Source organism: Plantactinospora solaniradicis (assembly GCF_042658085.1).
In the GTDB taxonomy this organism is placed as follows: domain Bacteria; phylum Actinomycetota; class Actinomycetes; order Mycobacteriales; family Micromonosporaceae; genus Plantactinospora; species Plantactinospora solaniradicis.
This window is the reverse complement of the sequence record NZ_JBHSPR010000060.1, coordinates 2544-22415: the sequence shown is the minus strand read 5'-3', so window position 1 is coordinate 22415 and position 19872 is coordinate 2544. Positions and strand designations below refer to the sequence as shown.

Sequence of the window (19872 nt, the reverse complement as noted above, 5' to 3'; positions counted from 1 at the left end):
CGCGATCAGATCACTTGACCTTGTTCAGCAGCTCCGGGTTGGAGATCACGAAGGTGTCGACGGTGCCGGCCTTCAACGCGGCGAAGAACTCGGCGGCGATCGGCTTGAACCTCTCACCCTTGTAGTTGCTGCCGGTGCCGACACCACCGCCCGGAAGCTTGATCATCTGAATCGAGTCCGACCGCAGGTTGCGCAGCGCGAAGCCGAAGTCGATCAGCTTGTGCCCCCGCCCACTGAAGATCAGCGACTTTCCCGCCGCCCGGAGAACGGAGTCCAACTTGATCGGGTTGGTCACCACGTCCTTGCTCAACGCCTGGTCGGCCATTGCCCGGACGAACTGCTGCTGGTGCCGCTGGCGGCCGTAGTCGCCGTCGACGACCCCGCTGCTCGGGTACCGCTGCCGGACGTAGTCCAGCGCCTGCCAGCCGTTCAGGTGCCGGGTGCCCTTCTTGTACTGGGCCTGGGGGCCGACGTAGCCCTCGCCGACGGCCTTGTGCGCCCGGTGTGAGCCGTCGGGCCGGCGGTGCTCCGACTTCACGTTCTGGTCGATGTACATCGTGACGCCGCCCATGGCGTCGACGATCTTCAGGAAGCCGCCGAAGTTGATGATCCCACCGGCGTCGAACCGCTTGATCCCGGTCACCTTGGAGACCGTCAGGGAGAGCAGTTCGAAGCCCTGCGCCGCGTCCGGCAGCTTCTTGCCGGGCACCCGGCTGCCGTACGCCATCGCGGCGTTCAGCTTCGTCGTGTCGCCCGGGAAGTTGGCCTTGTCGAAGCGGGGGATGTCGACCAGCAGGTCCCGGGGCAGCGAGAAGAGGTACGCCGAGTCGAGCGTCTCGTTCACGTGCAGCACCATGATCGAGTCAGCCAGTGGCGGCGTCTCCGGCTGCCGTGGATCGATGCCGACCAGCAGGATGTTCAGCGGCCCCTTGATGTCGGACTTCTTCTCCGGGGCCGCCCCGGCGGCCTCGTCACCGAAGAGGTCCTCCTGGGCCACCGCGCCCTCGTAGCGGGCGAGCATCGCCTCGAAGCCGACCAGCACCGCCCCGCTGAGCACCACCAGCACGGCGCCGAAGATGGTGCAGAGCCGGGCCCAGACCGGCACGCGGGACTTCCGGCGGCGCCCCTCCTTGACCGGCCGTCCGCCTCCGCTGCCCAGATAACCGATCTCCGAGTCGCCGCCGGCCGCGCCGGCACCACCGGACCGGCCCTTCCTGGCCCCGGCCGCACGCTTGTTGGACCGGCCAGAACCCTCGCCGTCCTCGATCACCAGCATCTCCATCCGTAGCGCCCATCCGAGCGTCGCGTCCGTGAATAAGGACGGATGCGCAGTGGCGGAACGTTGCAGAGATCATCGACGAGTTCCGTGAACGTTGGCTGACCGGGCGGTGAACTTCGTGCTCTCCCGTCGACGGGTGTCGGCGGTTCCCGGAGGGATGCCAGGTCAGCCCTGCCCGGCGCGGGAGGGGTCCGCGACCGGCTCACTTGACCTTGTTCAGCAACTCCGGATGGGAGATCACGAAGGTGTCGATGGTCCCGCCCTGCAACGCGTCGAAGAAGTCCGCCGCGATCGGCTTGAACTGCTCCCCCTTGTAGTCGCCACCCTCGATCACGCCACCACCCGGCAGCTTGATCATTTGGATGGAGTCCGACCGGAGCCCACGCATCGCGAAGCCGAAGTCGATGAGGTCGTGCCCCCGACCGTTGAAGATCAGCGCTTTACCGGCCGCCCGCAGGACGGCGTCGAGCTTGATCGGGTTGGTCACCACGTCCTTGCTCAACGCCTGGTCGGCCATTGCCCGGACGAACTGCTGCTGGTGCCGCTGCCGGTCATAGTCGCTGTTGGGCAGGCCGTACCGCTGCCGGACGTAGTCCAGCGCCTGCCAACCCTTCAGGTGGGCGTTGCCCTTCTTGTACTGCGCCTGCGGGCCGAGGTAGCCGCCGCCGCCGGGCTTGAGCGTCCGGGCGTTGCCGTTCGGCTGCTTGTGCTCCGACTTCACGTTCTGGTCGATGTACATGTCGACACCACCCATCGCGTCGACGATTTTCTGGAAACCGCTGAAGTTGATGATCGCCCCGGCGTCGAACCGCTTGATCCCGGTCACCTTGCTGACGGTGAGCGAGAGCAGCTCGAACCCGCGGTTGGCGTCCGGAAGCTTGGCCCCCGGCACCTTGCTGCCGTGCGACATGGCGGCGTTCAGCTTCTCGGTCCCGCCCGAGTAGTTGGCCTTGGGGAAGGCCGGGATCTGCACCAGCAGGTCCCGGGGCAGTGAGAACAGGTACGCCGAGTCCAGCGTCTCGTTGACGTGCAGCACCATGATCGAGTCGGCCAGCGGCGACCACTCCGGCGTACGCGGGTCGATGCCCACCAGCAGGATGTTCAGTGGGCCCTTGATGTCCGACTTCTTCTCCGGCAGCACCCCGGCGGCCTCGTCGCCGAAGAGGTCACCCTCCTGCACCGCACCGGAGTACCGGGCGAGAACCGCCTCGAACCCGACCAGGGCAGTTCCGCTGACGAAGACCAGCATCGCGCCGAGCACGGTGCAGATCCGGGCCCAGCGTGGCACCCGTGACCTGCGTCGCTTTTTCCGGCCGGGACCGGTCTGGTCCGCCCCCGGGCTATCCGAGCCCGGCAGTTCGCCGTCCGGACGACTCGGGTCCGCGTGCTTCCGACCCGACCGGCCGGCCCTCCTGCTCGACCGACCAGCGCCCTTGCCGCCTTCACCCACCAGACTCTCCGTTCGTAGCGTCCCGTGATGAAGGACGGGTCCGCGAGGCACAGACGTTGCAGTACTCAACGCTGGATTTGCGGGCCGCCAACGACGGTACCTGGCCAAACCGGGTTGCCAAAGCATCGGAACCCACTGAAAATCGGTGAAATCGCTTCGATCATCCCGCGCCCGTGACGCCCGAGGAGAAACGACAGAACCGCACCGGCCGATGCCGGTGCGGTTCTGTGCTGTCGTATGCGAACGAACTAGTCCTTCATCAGCTCGCGGGCGTTGCGCTCCAGGTCGTCCAGGCCACCGCACATGAAGAAGGCCTGCTCGGGGAAGTGATCGTACTCACCCTCGGCGATCTTCTTGAACGCCTCGACGGTGTCCTTCACCGGCACGTACGAGCCCTTGATCCCGGTGAAGACCTCGGCCGCGTACGTATTCTGCGACAGGAACCGCTCGATCCGGCGGGCCCGGCCGACGGTGAGCTTGTCCTCTTCCGAGAGCTCCTCGATACCGAGGATGGCGATGATGTCCTGCAGGTCCTTGTAGCGCTGCAGAATCCGCTTCACCTCGGAGGCGACCGCGAAGTGCTCGGCGCCGACGTACTCCGGGGCGAGGATCCGCGACGAGGACGCCAGCGGGTCCACCGCCGGGTAGATGCCCTTGTCGGAGATCGACCGCTCCAGGTTGGTGGTCGCGTCGAGGTGGGCGAACGTGGTGGCCGGCGCCGGGTCGGTGTAGTCGTCCGCCGGCACGTAGATCGCCTGCATCGAGGTGATCGCCTGGCCCTTGACCGAGGTGATCCGCTCCTGCAACTCGCCCATCTCGTCGGCCAGGGTCGGCTGGTAACCCACCGCGCTCGGCATCCGACCGAGCAGGGTGGAGACCTCAGAACCGGCCTGGGTGAACCGGAAGATGTTGTCGATGAACAGCAGCACTTCCTGCTTGTTCACGTCCCGGAAGTACTCCGCCATCGTCAGCGCCGAGAGCGCGACCCGCAGCCGGGTGCCCGGCGGCTCGTCCATCTGGCCGTAGACCAGCGCCGTCTTGTCGATGACGCCTGACTCTGTCATCTCGTGGATCAGGTCGTTGCCCTCGCGGGTCCGCTCGCCCACTCCGGCGAACACCGAGGTGCCACCGAAGTTGTTCGCGACCCGGGTGATCATCTCCTGGATCAGCACCGTCTTGCCCACACCGGCACCGCCGAAGAGGCCGATCTTGCCGCCCTTGACGTACGGGGCCAGCAGGTCGAGCACCTTGATGCCGGTCTCCAGCATCTCGGTCTTCGGCTCCAGGTCCGCGAAGGCGGGCGCCTTGCGGTGGATTCCCCAGTGGTCGGAGAACTCGAGCTTCTCGCCCTCCTTGAGGTTGAGCACCTCGCCGATGGCGTTGAAGACGTGGCCCTTGGTGGCGTCACCGACCGGCACCGTGATCGGCGCGCCGGTGTCGCGTACCTCGGTGCCGCGGACCAGGCCGTCGGTCGGCTGCATCGAGATCGTCCGGACCATGTTGTCGCCCAGGTGCTGGGCCACCTCCAGGGTCAGGGTCTTCTGGCCACCGGAGAGGTTCACGTCGACCTTGAGGGCGTTGAAGATCTCCGGCATGGCGTCGCGCGGGAACTCGGCGTCGACGACCGGGCCGATGACCCGGACCACGCGGCCCGTCGCGGTCTTGGTCTCTACTGGAGCAGTCATCACACTTCACTTCCCGACGCGGCCAGCGCGTTCGCGCCGCCGACGATCTCACTGATCTCCTGGGTGATCCCGGCCTGACGGGCCGAGTTCATCTCGCGCGTGTAGGTCTCGATCATCTCTTCGGCGTTGTCCGTCGCGCTCTTCATCGCCCGACGGCGGGATGCCGACTCGCTGGCCGCCGACTCGATCAACGCCGCGTAGATCCGCGTGTTGATGTACTTCGGCAGCAGCGCGTCGAGCAGTGCGTCCGCCTCCGGCTCGAACTCGTACGACGGAAGCAGCCCCTCGGAGCGCGGCCGGTCCTCGACCTCCATCGGGCCGATGATCCGGGCCACCGGGGTCTGCGACATCAGCGACTTGAACTGCGTGAAGACGATGTGCAGTTCGTCGACGCCGAGCACGCCGTCGATCCCCGGATCGCCGCCGTCGACGTCGTCCGCGCCGGAGGTGAACGCCTTGATCAGCGTCTCACCCACCTCCTTGGCGTCGGCGAACGACGGCTGCTCGGAGAAACCGGTCCAGCTCGCCTCGATCTTCCGCTGCCGGAACCGGTAGAACGTCACGCCCTTGCGGCCGATGACGTACAGCACCGGCTCCTTGCCGTCGGCCTTGAGCCGCGCGATCAGCGACTCCGCGGCCTTGATCGCGTTGGAGCTGTAGCCGCCGGCCAGGCCGCGGTCACTGGTGACCACGACCACGCCGGCCCGGCGGACCCTCGGCCGCGCGGTGAGCAGCGGGTGGTCGATGGCCGCGTTGGACGCCAGCGCCGTGAGCACGCCGGTGATGGCCTGGGCGTACGGCTGTGACGCCGCGACCCGGGACTGGGCCTTGGCGAGTCGGCTCGTCGCGACGAGCTCCATCGCCTTGGTGATCTTCTTCATCGACTTCGCCGAGCGGATCCGTTGACGAAGAACGCGTACCTGGGCAGCCACCGGTCAGCCCTACTGCTTCTCGGCCGGGGCGGACTCGCCGCCCTCTCGGTACCGGGTGACCGTCTCGCGGTCCTGCTCGCCCTCCATCGGCGCTGCGGCCGCGTCGTTGACCCGCACCTCGTCTTCCTTGCCGAGGAACATCTGCTTAAACCGCGTGACGGCCTCGTTCAGGGCGTTGGTGATGTCGTCGTCCCAGTTGTTGTCCGCGATCGACTGCAACGTCGGCTTGTACTGGTGCCGGAGGAACTCCAGGAGCTCGCTCTCGAACCGGCGGACCTCACCGATCGCGATGTCGTCGAGCTTGCCCTCGGTGCCGATCCAGACCGAGACGACCTGCTCGTGCACCGGCAGCGGCGAGTAGTTCGTCTGCTTCAGCAGCTCGACCAGCCGGGCACCCCGGCTGAGCTGGTCCTGGGAGGCCTTGTCCAGGTCCGAGGCCAGCGCGGCGAACGCCTCCAACTCCCGGTACTGGGCCAGGTCCAGCCGGAGCCGGCCGGCCACCTTCTTCATCGGCTTCACCTGGGCGGCGCCGCCGACCCGGGAGACCGAGGTACCGACGTTGATCGCCGGCCGGACACCCTGGTTGAACAGGTCGGTTTCCAGGAAGATCTGGCCGTCGGTGATCGAGATGACGTTCGTCGGGATGAACGCCGAGATGTCGTTGCCCTTGGTCTCGATGATCGGCAGACCGGTCATCGAACCGCCGCCCATCTCGTCCGACAGCTTCGCGCAGCGCTCCAGCAGCCGGGAGTGCAGGTAGAAGACGTCACCGGGGTACGCCTCACGGCCCGGCGGGCGGCGCAGCAGCAGCGAGACCGCCCGGTACGCCTCCGCCTGCTTGGTCAGGTCGTCGAAGACGATCAGGACGTGCTTGCCGGCGTACATCCAGTGCTGGCCGATTGCCGAGCCGGCGTACGGGGCGATGTACTTGAAGCCGGCCGGGTCCGAGGCGGGCGAGGCGACGATGGTGGTGTACTCCATCGCGCCGTGCTCCTCCAGCAGCCCCTTCACCGAAGCGATGGTGGAGCCCTTCTGGCCGATCGCGACGTAGATGCAGCGGACCTGCCGGGCCGGGTCGCCGGAGCGCCAGTTGTCCCGCTGGTTCAGGATCGTGTCCAGCGCGACGGTGGTCTTGCCGGTCCGGCGGTCACCGATGATCAGCTGCCGCTGACCCCGGCCGATCGCGGTCATCGCGTCGATGGCCTTGATGCCGGTCTGCATCGCCTCGCTGACGCTCTGCCGGGCCATCACGTTCGGGGCCTGGAGCTCCAGCTCCCGGTAGCCCTCGTTGGCCAGGTCGCCCAGGCCGTCGATCGGCTTGCCGAGCGCGTCGACGACCCGGCCGAGGAACGCGTCACCGACCGGCACCGAGAGCACCCGGCCGGTCCGCTTGACCCGCTGGCCCTCCTCGATGCCGGCGTAGTCGCCGAGCACCACGACGCCGATGTCCCGGACGTCGAGGTTCAGCGCCACCCCGAGGGTGCCGTCCTCGAACTCCAGCAGCTCGTTGGTCATCGTCGAGGGCAGGCCCTCGACGTGGGCGATGCCGTCACCGGCGTCGGCGACGGTGCCGACCTCCTCACGGGAGACGTCGGGCGAATAGGAGGAGACGTAGCGCTCCAGCGCGCCGCGGATCTCCTCCGACGAGATGGTCAGCTCGGCCATCCTCTTCTTCCTCTATTCAGGGCCCGGTTAACCGGAACGGCGGTGAATGTCTGCTCGGCGCTCGGCGCGGGCGTCAGGATGTGCTCAACGCTTCGCGAGCGCGTTTCGGGTATCGGTGAGGCGGCGCAGGATCGTGCCGTCGTAGAGATCGGATCCGATCTGGACACTGAGCCCGCCGAGTACCGTCGGATCCACCGTCTGCTTGACGGTGACCTCTCGACCGTATAGCTCGGTGAGCTTGCTCCCCAACCGTCGCTCTTCCTCGTCGGTGAGCGGGGCCGCGACGGTGACGTAGGCCACCTGACGGTCCCGCCGGTCGGCGGCCAGCTCCACCAGCCGGGTCAGTGACCCGGTGAAGGAGCGCCCGCCGAACCCGGCGAGGGCAACCTCGACCAGCCGGATGGTCACCGCACTGGCCTTGCCGGACAGCAGCGATCCGGTCAGCTCGGCCCGCTGCGCGACCGGAGCGATCGGGTCGGAGAGCACGTTGCTCAGCTCCGGGTCCGCGGCGACGACCTGCCCGAAGCGGAACAGCTCGTCCTCCACCTCGCCCAGGTCCCCGGCGCGGTCGGCGCTGGCCAGCAGCGCCTCCACACCCAGCCGCTCGGTGGCTTCGAGCAGCTCGGACGGCGCCGACCAGCGGCCGGTCGCCAGCACGCCGAGCAGTTCCTTGGCGTCCGCACCGATCTTGTCCCCGAGCAGGGCGTCGAGCAGGGCGGCCCGATCCTCACCGCTCCGGGCCGGGTCGGACAGGGCGCGGCGCAACCGCGGCTCGCGCCGCAGCACCCCGGCCACCGTGCCGATCTCGTCACCGGTGGCGGCGATCCGGGACGCCTCGGCGTCCCGGGCGTACGCGTCGAGACGCTGCCCGGCGGCGGCGTACGACTCCCGGCTGGCGGCCTGCATCAGCTCGCCCGCACGGCGGAGCCGTTGGCCGAACCGTTGCCGGCCCCGACGGTCTCCAGATCGGCCAGGAACCGCTCGACCGTGCCCTTGCGACGGGCCTCGTCGGCCAGCGACTCACCGACGATCCGGCTGGCCAGGTCGACCGCGATGGTGCCGACCTCGGTACGCAGCTCGCGCACGATGGTCGCCCGTTCCGCGGCGAGCTGGTCCTTGCCGGCCGCGATGATCCGGTCCGACTCCTCCCGGGCCTTGGCGAGGACGTCCGAACGGATGCCCTCGGCGTCGGCCCGCGCGTCGTCGCGGATCTTCGCCGCGTCGGTACGTGCCTCGGCGAGCTGCGCGCGGTACTGCTCAAGCAACTGGTTGGCCTCGGCCTGGGCGGCCTCGGCGCGCTTGATACCGCCCTCGATCGCGTCGACCCGGGCCTGGAAGGTCTGCTCCATGCGGGGGAAGACGAACTTCATCAGCATGAAGCAGAGGATGGCGAAGGCCACCGAGCCAACCACGATCTCCTGCCACAGCGGGATGATCGGGTTGTGCTCTTTGGCGCCCTCCGCGGCGAGAATGGCGGCGAACATCGGAACCTCCCGTTCGAGGGGTACGGCTAGTTACCGAAGGCGTAGCCGAAGGCGATGCCCAGCAGGGCCAGCAGCTCGATGACGGCGAAGCCGATCCAGACGTACGGCAGGGTCAGGCGGGACGACTCCGGCTGACGCGCCGTCGAGTTGATGTAGGCGGCGAAGACCAGGCCGACACCGATACCCGGGCCGATGGCGGCGAGGCCGTAGCCGATGGCGCTGAGGCTGCCGGTGATTTCGACGGCGGCAAGGGACGTCATCATTGGTTGGTTCCTCCTGAAATCACGCGTGACGGTTCACGCGGGACGACAACGGTGTGCGGTTGTGGGTCAGTGTTCGTCGGCGAGCGCGCCCTGCACGTAGCTCGCGCTCAGCACGGTGAAGATGTAGGCCTGCAGGACGATCACCAGAGCCTCGAGGAAGGTGATCGCGATCGACACCGCCCAGGAGAGCAACGAGATCGGCTTGAGGAAGAACGAGTCGGCGTTCAGCAGGACGAAGCCGCCCAGCGTGAAGACCAGCAGGATGATGTGCCCGGCGAACAGGTTGGCGAACAACCGCAGCGCCAGCGACACCGGCCGGGCGATGAACGTCGAGAAGAGTTCGATCGGGATCAGCAGCGGCTGCATGAACCACGGCGCCGGCGGCATCAGTGAATGCTTGAAGAACTTTGCGAAACCGTGGTGCCGGATGCCCACCCAGATGAACATCACGTAGCTGATGATCGCCAGGATCGCCGGGAAGGCGATGTGCGCCATCGGCGAGATCTGCACGAACGGAATGATCTGCCACAGGTTGTTCACGAAGATGAACACGAAGAGCGTGGTGAGGTACGGCGCGAAGGCGACACCCCGGTGACCGATCATGTCGACCGCGATGTTGTTCCGGACGAAGCCGTAGATCGACTCGGCGATCCACTGCTTCTTCGTCGGCACCAACTTCGGGTTCCGGTAGGTCACCAGGAAGAAGATGATCGTCGCCGCGACGCCCAACCAGACCAGCACCGTGAACTTCGTGATCCAGTAGGAGTTGTGCTCCCCCCACGGATAGATGCTCGGTAGGAAGAAGTCCTCCACGCTGGGTGGAAACGGTACTTCGCCCTCCGCGAGGACGACCGACTGTCCGATCACCGCGTCCCTTCCCTAGCTAGGGGTGCCGAGCCGGCGGATGACCAGGTAGACGCCCCCGGCCCCGCCGAGCAGGAACCCGATTCCGGTGGCGAGGCCATCGGTTTCGAGCCACTGGTCGACCAACCAACCGATGAAACCCCACACCGCCAGACCTCCAATGAGGTATGCCAGCGCAGTCCAGCCCTCGCCGGCCTCGGGCGTGCCCGAGTCACCTGCGGGTTGGGGGGTTTGGTCACCGGTCATGACGGCCGAACGATATCAGCCGGGGATACGAGGCTGTGCCTCACCCCCCGCACAACGTGGTTGTGTGGGCCTCTTGGCGGGCGCGTCGTCTGTGGGCACGCTACTCCGGTTCCGCCAATGGGAAAATGACCGATCACTGACAGTTTTCTGTGTAGTCCCGTGTACGGGACTTACCGCAGGTCTGCGCGGTCAGGAAGTGAGCCGCGTCACGGTTGGGCGGCGCGGCGCAGCCGGGCCTGGTGCACGGTGGTGACCCACCAGATGTTCGCCCCGGTCCAGGCGATCACCCCGACCACCACTCCCCAGCCGAACGGGGCCAGACCGGCCCAGCCGCTGTCGGCGACACCGGCCATCACCACACCGATCACACCGAACTTGGCGACGTACATCGCCACGCCGAAGGGCAGGACGAGACTCGAGTGGACCGAGTCGGCCCAGGCGATCACCAGGGTCGACGACAGGTAGCTCACGGTGACCAGGCCCACCCCGGCCGCCGCGCCGGCCGCGCCGGCACCACCTCGGACCAGTCCGCCGATCAGGGTGGCGAGGACGAGCAGGCCCAGCGACGCGCCGAGGACCACCGGCAGGTGCGCCAGCCGCCAGTGCCGGTCCGACTCCGCCGCCCCGGCCTTCCCGGTCTCCGGCGTCGATACCGCCCGCACCGTCTCCGGGCGCTCGGCCACCGGGGCCGGCCGGTCCGCCGACTCAGCCACGGGGGTACGCCGGGAAGGCGGCCACCAGGTCGGCGACGTCGACGGCGAGGCCGGCGAGGATGTCCGCGCCCCCCGGAGCGGTCGGGTCGGTCCGCACCGCGCGGGAGATCAGGCCGGCGATCCGCCGCATCTCCTCCGCACCCATGCCCTGGGTGGTGACGCTCGGGGTGCCGACCCGGATACCCGAGGCGGTCATCGGCTTCTGCGGGTCGTACGGGATCGCGTTCTTGTTCAGGGTGATCGCGGCGGCGTCGCAGCGCGCCTCGGCGTCCCGGCCGGTCACTCCGACCTCGCGCAGGTCGATCAGGGCGAGGTGGGTGTCGGTACCGCCGGAGACGGGGCGCATTCCCTCCGCCGCGAGTGCGGTGGCGAGCGCCTGCGCGTTGTGAACCACCTGGGCAGCGTACGCCTGGTACGCGGGCGTCGCCGCTTCGCGCAGCGCCACCGCCTTGGCCGCGACCGCGTGCATCAACGGCCCGCCCTGGGTGAACGGGAAGACCGCCTTGTCGATCCGGTCGGCGAGTGACTCGCGGCACAGGATCATGCCGCCGCGCGGCCCACGCAGCACCTTGTGGGTGGTGGCGCAGACCACGTCGGCGTACGGCACCGGTGACGGGACCGCCCGGCCGGCGACCAGCCCGATGAAGTGCGCCGCGTCCACCATCAGGTACGCGTCGACCTCGTTCGCGATCTCGCGGAACCGGGCGAAGTCGATCAGTCGGGGGTAGGCGGTCGCACCACAGATGATCATCTTGGGCCGGTGCGCCAGGGCCAGCTCGCGTACCTCGTCGTAGTCGATCAGTTCGGTGTCCCGGCGGACCTGGTAACCGACGGTGGCGAACCACTTGCCGGAGAAGTTGACCCGGCTGCCGTGGGTCAGGTGTCCGCCGTGCGGAAGGTCCATCGCCAGCACCGTGTCGCCGGGCTGCACCAGCGCGGCGTACGCGGCCAGGTTGGCACTCGCCCCGGAGTGTGGTTGGAGGTTGGCGTGCTCGGCGCCGAACAGTTCCTTCGCCCGGTCGATGCCGATCTGCTCGGCCCGGTCCACCTCGGCACACCCGCCGTAGTAGCGGCGCCCCGGATAGCCCTCGGCGTACTTGTTGGTCAGCGTCGAGCCGAGCGCCGCCAGCACCGCCGGCGAGGTCAGGTTCTCGCTGGCGATCAACTGCAACCCGCCGCGCACCCGGTCGAGTTCGCCGAGCACCACCGCCGCGATCTCCGGGTCGGTCTCGGCCAACTCGCCGAAGTCCGGCCCCCAGAAGGGCGTCGACGTTCCGCTGCGCTCGCTCATCCGGACACGTCCCCTCGTCGCCTTCGCCGTCGGGCCGGGTCCGAGTTTAGGGGCGTACCCGGGTGGAGACCGGCCGACCTGCCGGCGACCGGCACCGACCGGGCGGAGCGGTCCGCCCGAGGACTCAGGGCCGCAGGACGAGGCCCGGCAGGGTCGGCTCCGGCAGGTTGGGGCGGGGAGCCGCCGGGCCCGGCGGGGTCCGGACCGGCGGCCTCACCGGCGGTTTCGTCGGGACCGGCGGGGTGGGGCGGGGAACGACGAAGACCGGCGGGGTGGGGACCGGCGTGGCGCCGGGGACCGGACCGGTCGGAGCCGGCGGGACCGGAGCCGGAGCGGTAGGGCCGGGAGTCGGCACGGGTGGGACCGGGACCGGAACGACCGGACGGGGGCCGAGGTCGTCCGCGCTGTCACCGAAGGCGATCTCCCGGCCGGGCGGGGTGAAGTCCCGCCGTGGCTTGCCCTTCAGGGCCGACGCCATGGTGGTGGCCACCGCGGCGATGACCTTCCGCTGCACCGGCGCACCGACCGCGTCGCTCGGGTCGTCCGGGTTCGCGGCGATGGCCGCCGCCGCGAGCTGCGGGGTGAAGGCGACGAACGTCTCGCTGGTGTACCCCTCCGCGCTGCCGGTCTTGCCGGCCACCGGCTGCGCGCCGAGGATCCCGGTCACCTCGGGCGCGCTGCCACCGTCACACTGCCGGTACGCCGACTGGTTGCCCACCGGGCAGCGGGCCGCGTCCGTCGCCGCCCGGGCCACCTCGGGTCGGAGCATCCGGCCACAGGTCGGCGCGGCGGCCGGCACCGGCCGGCCGGCGGCGTCGACGACGGAGAGCACCGGCAACGGCTTGCAGTACGTCCCGTCGGCGGCCAGCGTCGCGTACGCGTTGGCCAGGTCGAGCGGGGTGGTGGCGGCGACGCCGAGGGTGAACGCGCCCCAGCCGCGCGCCCCGTACGTGGCCAGCCGGGCGTCGCCGTCGGCCCGGAACACGATGCCCAGCCGCTCGGCCATCCGCACCGCCTCGTCCGCGCCGACCCGCTGCTCCAACGCCACGAAGTAGGTGTTCACCGAGCGTCCGAAGCCCGTCCACATGTTGCGGTAGCCGTCCATCCAGCCCGGGTTGGCGTTGGCCGGACACCAGTAACCGGCACAGCTGTTCGGCCCACTGACCGGATAACTGGTCAACAGCCGGGACGGCGCGACGTAACCCGCGCTGAGCGGCATCCCGGACTCCAGCGCGGCGAGCATGGTGAAGAGCTTGAACGTCGAGCCGGCCTGGTAGCCGTCGATGTCCCCGCCCCCGGCGATCAACTGGTTGACCGTGTTCGGATAGTTCTCCTGCCCCGGCGGATTGGGGTCGAGCCGGTAGTGCCGGTTCACCGCGAACGCCAGGACCCGGCCGCTGCCGGGCTGCACCACTGCCATCGGCATGGCCCGGCGGTCGGAGTAGCCGTACACCTTGAGGGTCTGTTGCAGCGCGCTGGCCTGGATGGCCGGGTCGAGCGAGGTGACGATGCGGTAACCGCCCCGGCGCAGCGTCTGTTGCCGCTGGTCGACCGTGTGTCCGAAGGCCGGGTTCGCGGTCCACCAGCGGCGGAAGTAGTCGCAGAAGAAGCCCCAGTCGGAGTGCCCGTCGGCGATTCCCGCGCAGTCGTTGGGTTCGGCGCCGGGTCGCAGCAGCAACCGGCCCGCCTGGGCCCGGGTCGCCGTCTCCGTCGAGATCACCCCGGTGTCGGCCATCTGGCGCAGTACGTACCAGCGGCGGGCCAGCGCCGCCCCGGCGTCACCGCCGATCGGGCTGTCCGTCTCCGGCGAGCGCACCAGGCCGGCGAGCATGGCGGCCTCGGCCAGGTTCAGTTGGCGGGCCGGCTTCGAGAAGTACCGCTGGCTGGCGGCGGCGATGCCGTACGCCCCGGCACCGAAGTAGGCGATGTTCAGGTAGCGGCTCAGGATCTCGTCCTTGGACAGCCGCCGTTCCAGCGCCAGCGCGTACCGCATCTCCTGGAGCTTGCGGCCCGGCGTGGTGGCGGTCGCCTCGGCACGCTGCTCCTCGGTCAGGCTGGGATCGCTCTTGAGCACGTTGCGGACGTACTGCATGGTCAGCGTCGAGGCGCCCTGCCGTACCTCCCCGCCCACCTTGTTGGCGACGAACGCGCGGAGCACGCCGCGTACGTCGACACCGCCGTGCTCGTAGAACCGGGCGTCCTCGGCCGCCACCGTGGCCTGCCGCATCACCAGGGACACCTCGGTCAGCGGCACGTTCGTCCGGTTCTCGTCGTAGAACGAGGTGATCAGCGTCCGGCCGTCGCCGGCGTAGAGGTAGGAGCGCTGGGCGGTCGGCGGGGTCCGCAGGTCCTGAGGTAGGTCCTCGTACCGCGCCCCGGCCGACTTCAGCCCCACCGCCAGCAGCACGTACGCCGGCAGCGCCGCCGCCGCCAGGATGGTGCCGGAGAGCACCCCGGCCAGAAAGAGGGTCCAGAGTTGATTCAGCCGCAGCCGGAGCATGCGGTACCTCCCGGGCGGAACGGCGAACGGCGCAACCCGAACAAGCGCGTCAGGTTTGGGACCCCGTCAGCCTGCCGTCATATTTCGCCCGGTGCACCCTTTTTGCCCTAAACCCGCACCACATTCACGAATCAGAGTGACGAGAGAGGTGTTAGGCGGGGGCCCTTCTTCTACCGAAAGCGATAAGAAGGGGCCCTTCCTTACATCCTTACGGCAGTAGGACGGCCGCGAGGGGCCGTACGGCCTCCTCGATCTCGTCGGCGACGCGGCTGAAGCACTGGTCGCCGCGGCCCCACGGGTCGTCGAGGTCGTCGGTGGGGAGGGGGGAGGTGGTGGAGGAGGAGCCGCGGCGGGTTTTCTCCACGGCGGCCACCAGGGCGACGCCCCGGGCGTAGAGGGTGTCCGGGTCGGGGTGGTCGGTGGCCGGGGGCAGGGTCGAGGTGTCCAGGCCGGCCAGGAGGCGGGCGAACTCGCCGAGGACGAAGGTGCGGGCGGCGGCGTCGGGGCGCAGCGCCACCACGTACTCCTGCTGGTCGGCCGTTGCCGTCAACACCAGATCGGCCGCGTCGATGTGCTCGGACCGGAGCTTGCGGGCGCCGAAGTCGTCGGCGTCACCGCCCCGGGACCGCACCTGCCGGGCGGCCGGCGGGTTCATCTCCTCACCGGCGTGCCAGGCACCGGTGCCGGCGCTGTGGCTGTGCACCAGGTGGTCCGCCGCCCCGGCGTCGACCGCCGCACCGGCCGAGCGCCGCGCCAGCCGTTCCCGTACCGCCAGCGAGAGCAGCCGTTCCGCCATCGGGGACCGGCAGATGTTGCCCATGCAGACGTGCAGCACCGTGAACGGCGGCACGTCAGAACACCTCGCCCTGGATCTCCGGCACCACGTCGCGCAGCTTCTCCAGCGGGATCGCGCCCTGCCGCAGCACCCGGGGCACCTCGCCGGTCACGTCGACGATGGTGCTCGGCACCGGCTCGGGGCAGACCCCCGCCTCCAGGTACGCCCGCACCGCGTAACCCAGGTGCTCCCGGGCCTCCTCGGCGGTGACCGCCGGAGGCTGCCCGGTCTTGTTCGCCGAGGAGACGGCCATCGGCCCGGTCTCGCGGAGCACCTCCAGGGCGACCGGATGCAGCGGCATCCGTACCGCCACGGTGCCGGCGGTCTCGCCGATGTCCCATTGGAGGCTGGGCGAGTGCTCGACCACGATGGTCAGCGCGCCGGGCCAGAACGCGTCGGCCAGCTCGCGGGCGGCGGTCGGCAGCATGAAGACGAGCCCGTCGAGGGTGCGCCGGGAGCCGACCAGCACCGGCGGAGGGTGCTGCCGGTCCCGCCCCTTGGCATTGAGCAGTGCCTTGACGGCGTACGGCGTGAAGGCGTCCGCGCCGACCCCGTAGACCGTGTCGGTCGGCATGACGACCAGTTCGCCGTTCTTGACCGCCTCGATTGCCGCGGCAATGCCTCGGTCACGGTCCGCGAGGGACCGGCAGTCGTAGAGCATCACGAGGAGCCAGTCTGCCACGCCGGAGCGCCCATCGTGGCACGGGTACTACGCCGCGTTCCCGGCCGTCCCGCCGGGCGGCCCCACCGGCCGACGTCGGGGCGGGTCAGGCCGCCGCGCCGGCCCGGCGGGCGGTGGCGAACCGGGGCCGGCCGACCAGGTCCGGGTGGTCGACGATGTCGACGAACCGGCCGCCCGCGCGCAACAGGTCGGGAACCGCCGTCCCATGCGTGTCGTCGTGCTCGATGCCCAGGGCGCCACCCGGACGCAGCAGCCGGGCCGCCCGGTCCAGCACGAGCCGGATCACCGCGAGCCCGTCCGGGCCGCCGAAGACCGCGTCCGCCGGATCGTGGGCGGCGACCTCCGGGGGTACGCCGGTGCCGTCCGGCACGTACGGGGGGTTGCAGAGCAGCACGTCCACCCGGCCGGCGAGGTCGTCGAGCAGACTCGGGTCCGCGACGTCACCGGCGACGACCTCGATCGGCGGGTCGCCAGCCCCGGCCCGCGCGGCGGCGTTGCGGCGCAACCAGGCCAGCGCCGGAGCGGCCCGCTCGACCGCGAACACCCGTACCCCCGGCACCTCGTCGGCGACCGAGAGCGCGATCGCGCCGGTGCCGCTGCACAGGTCGACCACGATCGCCGGACGCGGGTGCCGGTCGACGGCCGGGACCGCCGGGCCGGTCTCTCCGGCGAGTTCCGCCCCGCCCGGCTCGGCCCGACCGACCCGGCGGGCCTGCGCGATGCCCCAACCGGCCAGCAGTTCGGTTTCCGGGCGGGGCACGAAGACTCCGGGCCCGACCGCCAGTTCCAGGTGCCGGAACGCCGCCGTGCCGAGCAGGTGCTGCAACGGCTCGTGCCGGGACCGCCGGTCGACGAGGTTCCGGAGCCGGGCGAGTTGCCCGGGGGTGAGCGGGTCGGCCAGGGCCAGCGCACCGCGCCGCACCCCGAGGACGTACGCCACCAGCAGCTCCGCCTCGGTCCTGGCCGGATCGACCCCGGCCGCCGCCAGTTCGGTCGCCGCGAGCGCGGCCGCGACCGACGGCCGGGTCCGTTCTGTCCCTTCGTCGGGATGCTGGGGAATACGCGTCACGACATAATCATGAAACGTCGGCCGGGGATCATCGTGTTGCGGGTGCGTTTCCGCTCCGGATCGGCGGGTTGCACCGGCCGGTCGCGGGACCGGACGGGACGTCCCGCCGGGTCGACGGGACCGCTGTAGGGACCGACGGGGCCGCTGGCGAGGCGATGGAGGTTGTGCGTGAGTTGGCTCGACCGGGTCGGAGACCGGGCCGAGGAGTTGATGCGCGCCCACGCCCTCATGGAGAGCAGCCGGTCCGCCGAGGCGTGTCTGATCTTCGAGCAGGTCATCAACACCACCGACGACCCCTACTCGCGGGCGGACGCGCTGTTGCAGCGGCTCTCCGCGATCCTCAACCTGGGTCGTACGGCCGAGTACACCAGGGCGGTCGAGCAGGCGTTCGACGCGGCCCGGGACCTGCCGGACCCGTACCTGCACGGGCACCTGCACGCCCTCGCCGCGCTGGCGGCGCACAACCAGGGCGCCCTGGACCGCTGCGTCACCCATCTGGTGCGGGGCGCCCGGGCGCTGGGCTCGGTGGAGGATCCGGACCGGGAGACCGCCTGGGGCTGGCACGACCTGGCGATGGCCTACTCCTACCTCAGCTTCCACGGCTACGCCCTCGGGGCCATCGAGCGGGCCCGCCGGTTGGGGCTCGCCGCCGGGATTCCGGAGGAGACCTTCGCCGCCCCCGGCATCCGGCTGCGCAACGCCGTCGCGCTGGACCATCACGGGGACAGCGACGGCTGCCTGCGGGTACTCCGGGACGTCGGCGGTGACCTGGAACGGTTCGTCCGGGCCGGTACGGCCGGACAGCTGCGCCCGAGCAGCCGGGCGGCGTACGGGTACGCGCTGGCCCGGCGGGCCGCCCTCGGCGCGGCGGTCGACCGGCCGGAGTTGGCGGAACTCGATCCCGCCTGGCTGCTCGGCAACGGCGGGGACAGCACCCGGACCCGGGACATGAGCCAACTCGGCGGGGCGTGCCTCGCCATCGCCGCCGGGCGGCCGGCGGAGGCGATAACCCGGCTGGAGTCGATCCAGGTCTCCGCCGAGACGCTGGGCGCGGCGGAACACGCCCGGCTCTCCAGCCTGGCGTACGCGGGAATCGGCGACCACGCCGCCGCGCACCGCGCCGACCGGTACGCGTTCCGGTTGGCGACCCAGCGCAACGACCGGCTCCGGGACGTCTACGTGGACGGCATCGCGGCGCGGATCGAGCACGAGGAGATGCGCCGGGAGGCGGCCCGGTACGAGGGCGAGGCGTTGACCGACCCGCTCACCGGGCTGCCGAACCGGCGCCGGCTGGAGCGGTACGTGGCCGGGATGGTCAGCCGGGGCGAGCCGGCGGTGATCGGCGTGGTCGACCTGGACGGCTTCAAGGCGGTGAACACGACCCACGGGCACCACTCCGGTGACCTGGTGTTGCAGCGGGTCGCCGGGGTGATCAACCGGGTGATGCGCCGGGGTGACTTCGTCGCCCGGTACGGCGGTGACGAGTTCGTGGTGGTGCTGCCCGGTGCCGGGATGGCCGAGGCCGGCGAGGTGGGCCGGCGGATCGGTGCGGCGGTCACGGCCGAGGACTGGGAGTCGGTGGTGCCGGGCATCCCGGTCGGGGTGAGCGTGGGCTTCGCCGAGGTACGGGGTTCGGGTGCCGGCCTGCGGGACGCGCTGGGCACCGCGTTCGAACTCGCCGACCGGGAGATGCTGCGCGTCAAGGCCCGGAGCCACGCGGCGCCGACCCACGCGGCACCCTGACGCCCCGCCCTCCCGCCCCGGTCAGCGGTCGACCGGTCAGCGCCGGGACAGCTCGGTCTCGCCGGCCAGCCGTGCCGACCGGTCCGCCTCGGCCAGCGCGTCGAGTACCCCGTCGAGGTCGCCGGCCAGCGCCAGGTCCAGGTTGTACGCCGTGTACCCGATCCGGTGGTCGGTGATCCGGTTCTGCGGGAAGTTGTACGTACGGATCCGCTCGGACCGGTCCACGGTACGGACCTGCGACCGCCGGGCATCCGACGCGGCCGCGTCGGCCTGCTCCTGCGCGTTGGCGAGCAGCCGGGCCCGCAGGATCCGCATGGCCTGCTCCCGGTTCTGCAACTGGGACTTCTCGTTCTGGCAGGAGACCACGATCCCGGTCGGCAGGTGGGTGATCCGGACCGCCGAGTCGGTGGTGTTGACCGACTGGCCACCCGGCCCGGACGACCGGAAGACGTCGATCCGCAGCTCGTTCGGGTCGATCGTGACGTCGACGTCCTCGGCTTCGGGCAGTACGAGCACGCCGGCGGCACTGGTGTGGATCCGGCCCTGGGACTCGGTGACGGGCACCCGCTGCACCCGGTGCACCCCGCCCTCCCACTTCAGCCGGGACCAGACCCCGTTTCCGCCCTCCGGCACGCCCCTGGCCTTGACCGCGAGCGAGACGTCCTTGACCCCGCCGAGGTCGGAGTCCTGCGCGTCGAGCACCTCGGTCGCCCAGCCGTGCCGCTCGGCGTACCGGAGGTACATCCGGAGCAGGTCTCCGGCGAACAGTGCGGACTCCTCGCCGCCCTCGCCCGCCTTGATCTCCAGGATCACGTCCTTGGCGTCGTGCGGGTCGCGCGGGATCAGCAGTTCGGCCAGCCGGGCTTCGAGCGCCGGCAGGACCGCGGCGATGGACTCCGCCTCGGCCGCGAACGACGGATCCTCGGCGGCCAACTCGCGGGCCGCGGTCAGGTCGGCGCGGGCCTGCTCCAGCTCGTCGGCGGCCTTGTGCAGCGGGGTCAGCTCGGCGAACCGTCGGCCCACCCGCCGGGCGGTGTTCTGGTCACCGTGGATCGCCGGATCGGCGAGCCGTCGTTCCAGCTCCGCGTACTCGTCGAGGAGGCTGGCCAGCCGGTCGCCGCTCATGCTCGTACTCCTTCTGCCGGAACTCCTGCGGGTAGGGCTGGAAATG

At 70.3% G+C, this 19872-nt stretch carries 18 protein-coding genes; 1 reads left to right on the top strand and 17 read right to left on the bottom strand.

The annotated features are described in order from the left end of the window. Window positions 1–10 precede the first annotated feature (10 nt). The 16 genes from ACFP2T_RS39700 to prmC all read right to left on the bottom strand — a co-directional run bounded on the left by ACFP2T_RS39700 (window position 11) and on the right by prmC (window position 16958). Complete coding sequence (locus tag ACFP2T_RS39700) at window positions 11–1282, bottom strand: LCP family protein (protein WP_377431668.1); 1272 nt, start codon at window positions 1280–1282, stop codon at window positions 11–13. A gap of 199 nt (window positions 1283–1481) precedes the next feature. Then, the gene (locus ACFP2T_RS39695) at window positions 1482–2636 is read right to left on the bottom strand and encodes an LCP family protein (RefSeq protein WP_377432375.1); all 1155 of its coding nucleotides are present in this window, start codon (window positions 2634–2636) and stop codon (window positions 1482–1484) included. A gap of 341 nt (window positions 2637–2977) precedes the next feature. Then, window positions 2978–4414, bottom strand: a complete 1437-nt coding sequence (gene atpD, locus ACFP2T_RS39690) for a F0F1 ATP synthase subunit beta (protein WP_377431665.1) — start codon at window positions 4412–4414, stop codon at window positions 2978–2980. Then, window positions 4414–5346 (bottom strand): F0F1 ATP synthase subunit gamma, encoded by a 933-nt coding sequence (locus ACFP2T_RS39685; protein ID WP_377431663.1) that lies wholly within the window; start codon window positions 5344–5346, stop codon window positions 4414–4416. Before ACFP2T_RS39685 ends, atpD begins: the two co-directional genes overlap by 1 nt. 9 nt (window positions 5347–5355) lie before the next feature. After that, window positions 5356–7011: a F0F1 ATP synthase subunit alpha gene (atpA, locus tag ACFP2T_RS39680; RefSeq protein WP_377431660.1), complete on the bottom strand. Its 1656-nt coding sequence runs from the start codon at window positions 7009–7011 to the stop codon at window positions 5356–5358. 84 nt (window positions 7012–7095) lie between these two features. Beyond that, window positions 7096–7917 carry a F0F1 ATP synthase subunit delta gene (locus ACFP2T_RS39675; protein WP_377431658.1) on the bottom strand — a complete coding sequence of 274 codons (822 nt, stop codon included), beginning with the start codon at window positions 7915–7917 and terminating at the stop codon, window positions 7096–7098. After that, the gene (locus tag ACFP2T_RS39670; protein ID WP_377431655.1) at window positions 7917–8495 is read right to left on the bottom strand and encodes a F0F1 ATP synthase subunit B; all 579 of its coding nucleotides are present in this window, start codon (window positions 8493–8495) and stop codon (window positions 7917–7919) included. The genes ACFP2T_RS39675 and ACFP2T_RS39670 overlap by 1 nt, the downstream gene beginning before the upstream one ends. Before the next feature lie 26 nt (window positions 8496–8521). Continuing rightward, the gene (locus ACFP2T_RS39665) at window positions 8522–8755 is read right to left on the bottom strand and encodes an ATP synthase subunit c family protein (RefSeq protein ID WP_192771784.1); all 234 of its coding nucleotides are present in this window, start codon (window positions 8753–8755) and stop codon (window positions 8522–8524) included. A gap of 69 nt (window positions 8756–8824) precedes the next feature. After that, a complete protein-coding gene (gene atpB / locus ACFP2T_RS39660) occupies window positions 8825–9625 on the bottom strand; it encodes a F0F1 ATP synthase subunit A (RefSeq protein WP_377431652.1) in 801 nt (266 codons plus the stop codon). 12 nt (window positions 9626–9637) lie between these two features. Further along, window positions 9638–9868: an AtpZ/AtpI family protein gene (locus tag ACFP2T_RS39655; protein WP_377431650.1), complete on the bottom strand. Its 231-nt coding sequence runs from the start codon at window positions 9866–9868 to the stop codon at window positions 9638–9640. A 206-nt stretch (window positions 9869–10074) separates the two neighbouring features. Next, entirely contained in the window at window positions 10075–10581 is a 507-nt protein-coding gene (locus ACFP2T_RS39650; RefSeq protein ID WP_377431647.1) for a hypothetical protein, read from the bottom strand. Beyond that, window positions 10574–11872, bottom strand: a complete 1299-nt coding sequence (locus tag ACFP2T_RS39645; RefSeq protein WP_377431644.1) for a serine hydroxymethyltransferase — start codon at window positions 11870–11872, stop codon at window positions 10574–10576. Before ACFP2T_RS39645 ends, ACFP2T_RS39650 begins: the two co-directional genes overlap by 8 nt. A 124-nt stretch (window positions 11873–11996) precedes the next feature. Continuing rightward, window positions 11997–14372: a transglycosylase domain-containing protein gene (locus ACFP2T_RS39640; RefSeq protein ID WP_377431642.1), complete on the bottom strand. Its 2376-nt coding sequence runs from the start codon at window positions 14370–14372 to the stop codon at window positions 11997–11999. 208 nt (window positions 14373–14580) lie between these two features. After that, window positions 14581–15222 carry an arsenate reductase/protein-tyrosine-phosphatase family protein gene (locus tag ACFP2T_RS39635; RefSeq protein ID WP_377431640.1) on the bottom strand — a complete coding sequence of 214 codons (642 nt, stop codon included), beginning with the start codon at window positions 15220–15222 and terminating at the stop codon, window positions 14581–14583. Between the two features lies 1 nt (window position 15223). After that, entirely contained in the window at window positions 15224–15868 is a 645-nt protein-coding gene (locus tag ACFP2T_RS39630; protein WP_377432374.1) for an L-threonylcarbamoyladenylate synthase, read from the bottom strand. A gap of 106 nt (window positions 15869–15974) precedes the next feature. Continuing rightward, window positions 15975–16958, bottom strand: a complete 984-nt coding sequence (prmC, locus tag ACFP2T_RS39625; protein WP_377431637.1) for a peptide chain release factor N(5)-glutamine methyltransferase — start codon at window positions 16956–16958, stop codon at window positions 15975–15977. Window positions 16959–17126: 168 nt separating this feature from the next. Between prmC and ACFP2T_RS39620 the strand changes: the two genes are divergently transcribed. Further along, complete coding sequence (locus ACFP2T_RS39620; protein ID WP_377431634.1) at window positions 17127–18701, top strand: GGDEF domain-containing protein; 1575 nt, start codon at window positions 17127–17129, stop codon at window positions 18699–18701. Between the two features lie 36 nt (window positions 18702–18737). Here ACFP2T_RS39620 and prfA read toward each other — a convergent pair whose 3' ends face one another. Next, window positions 18738–19826, bottom strand: a complete 1089-nt coding sequence (gene prfA, locus ACFP2T_RS39615) for a peptide chain release factor 1 (RefSeq protein ID WP_377431631.1) — start codon at window positions 19824–19826, stop codon at window positions 18738–18740. Between the last annotated feature and the right edge of the window lie 46 nt (window positions 19827–19872).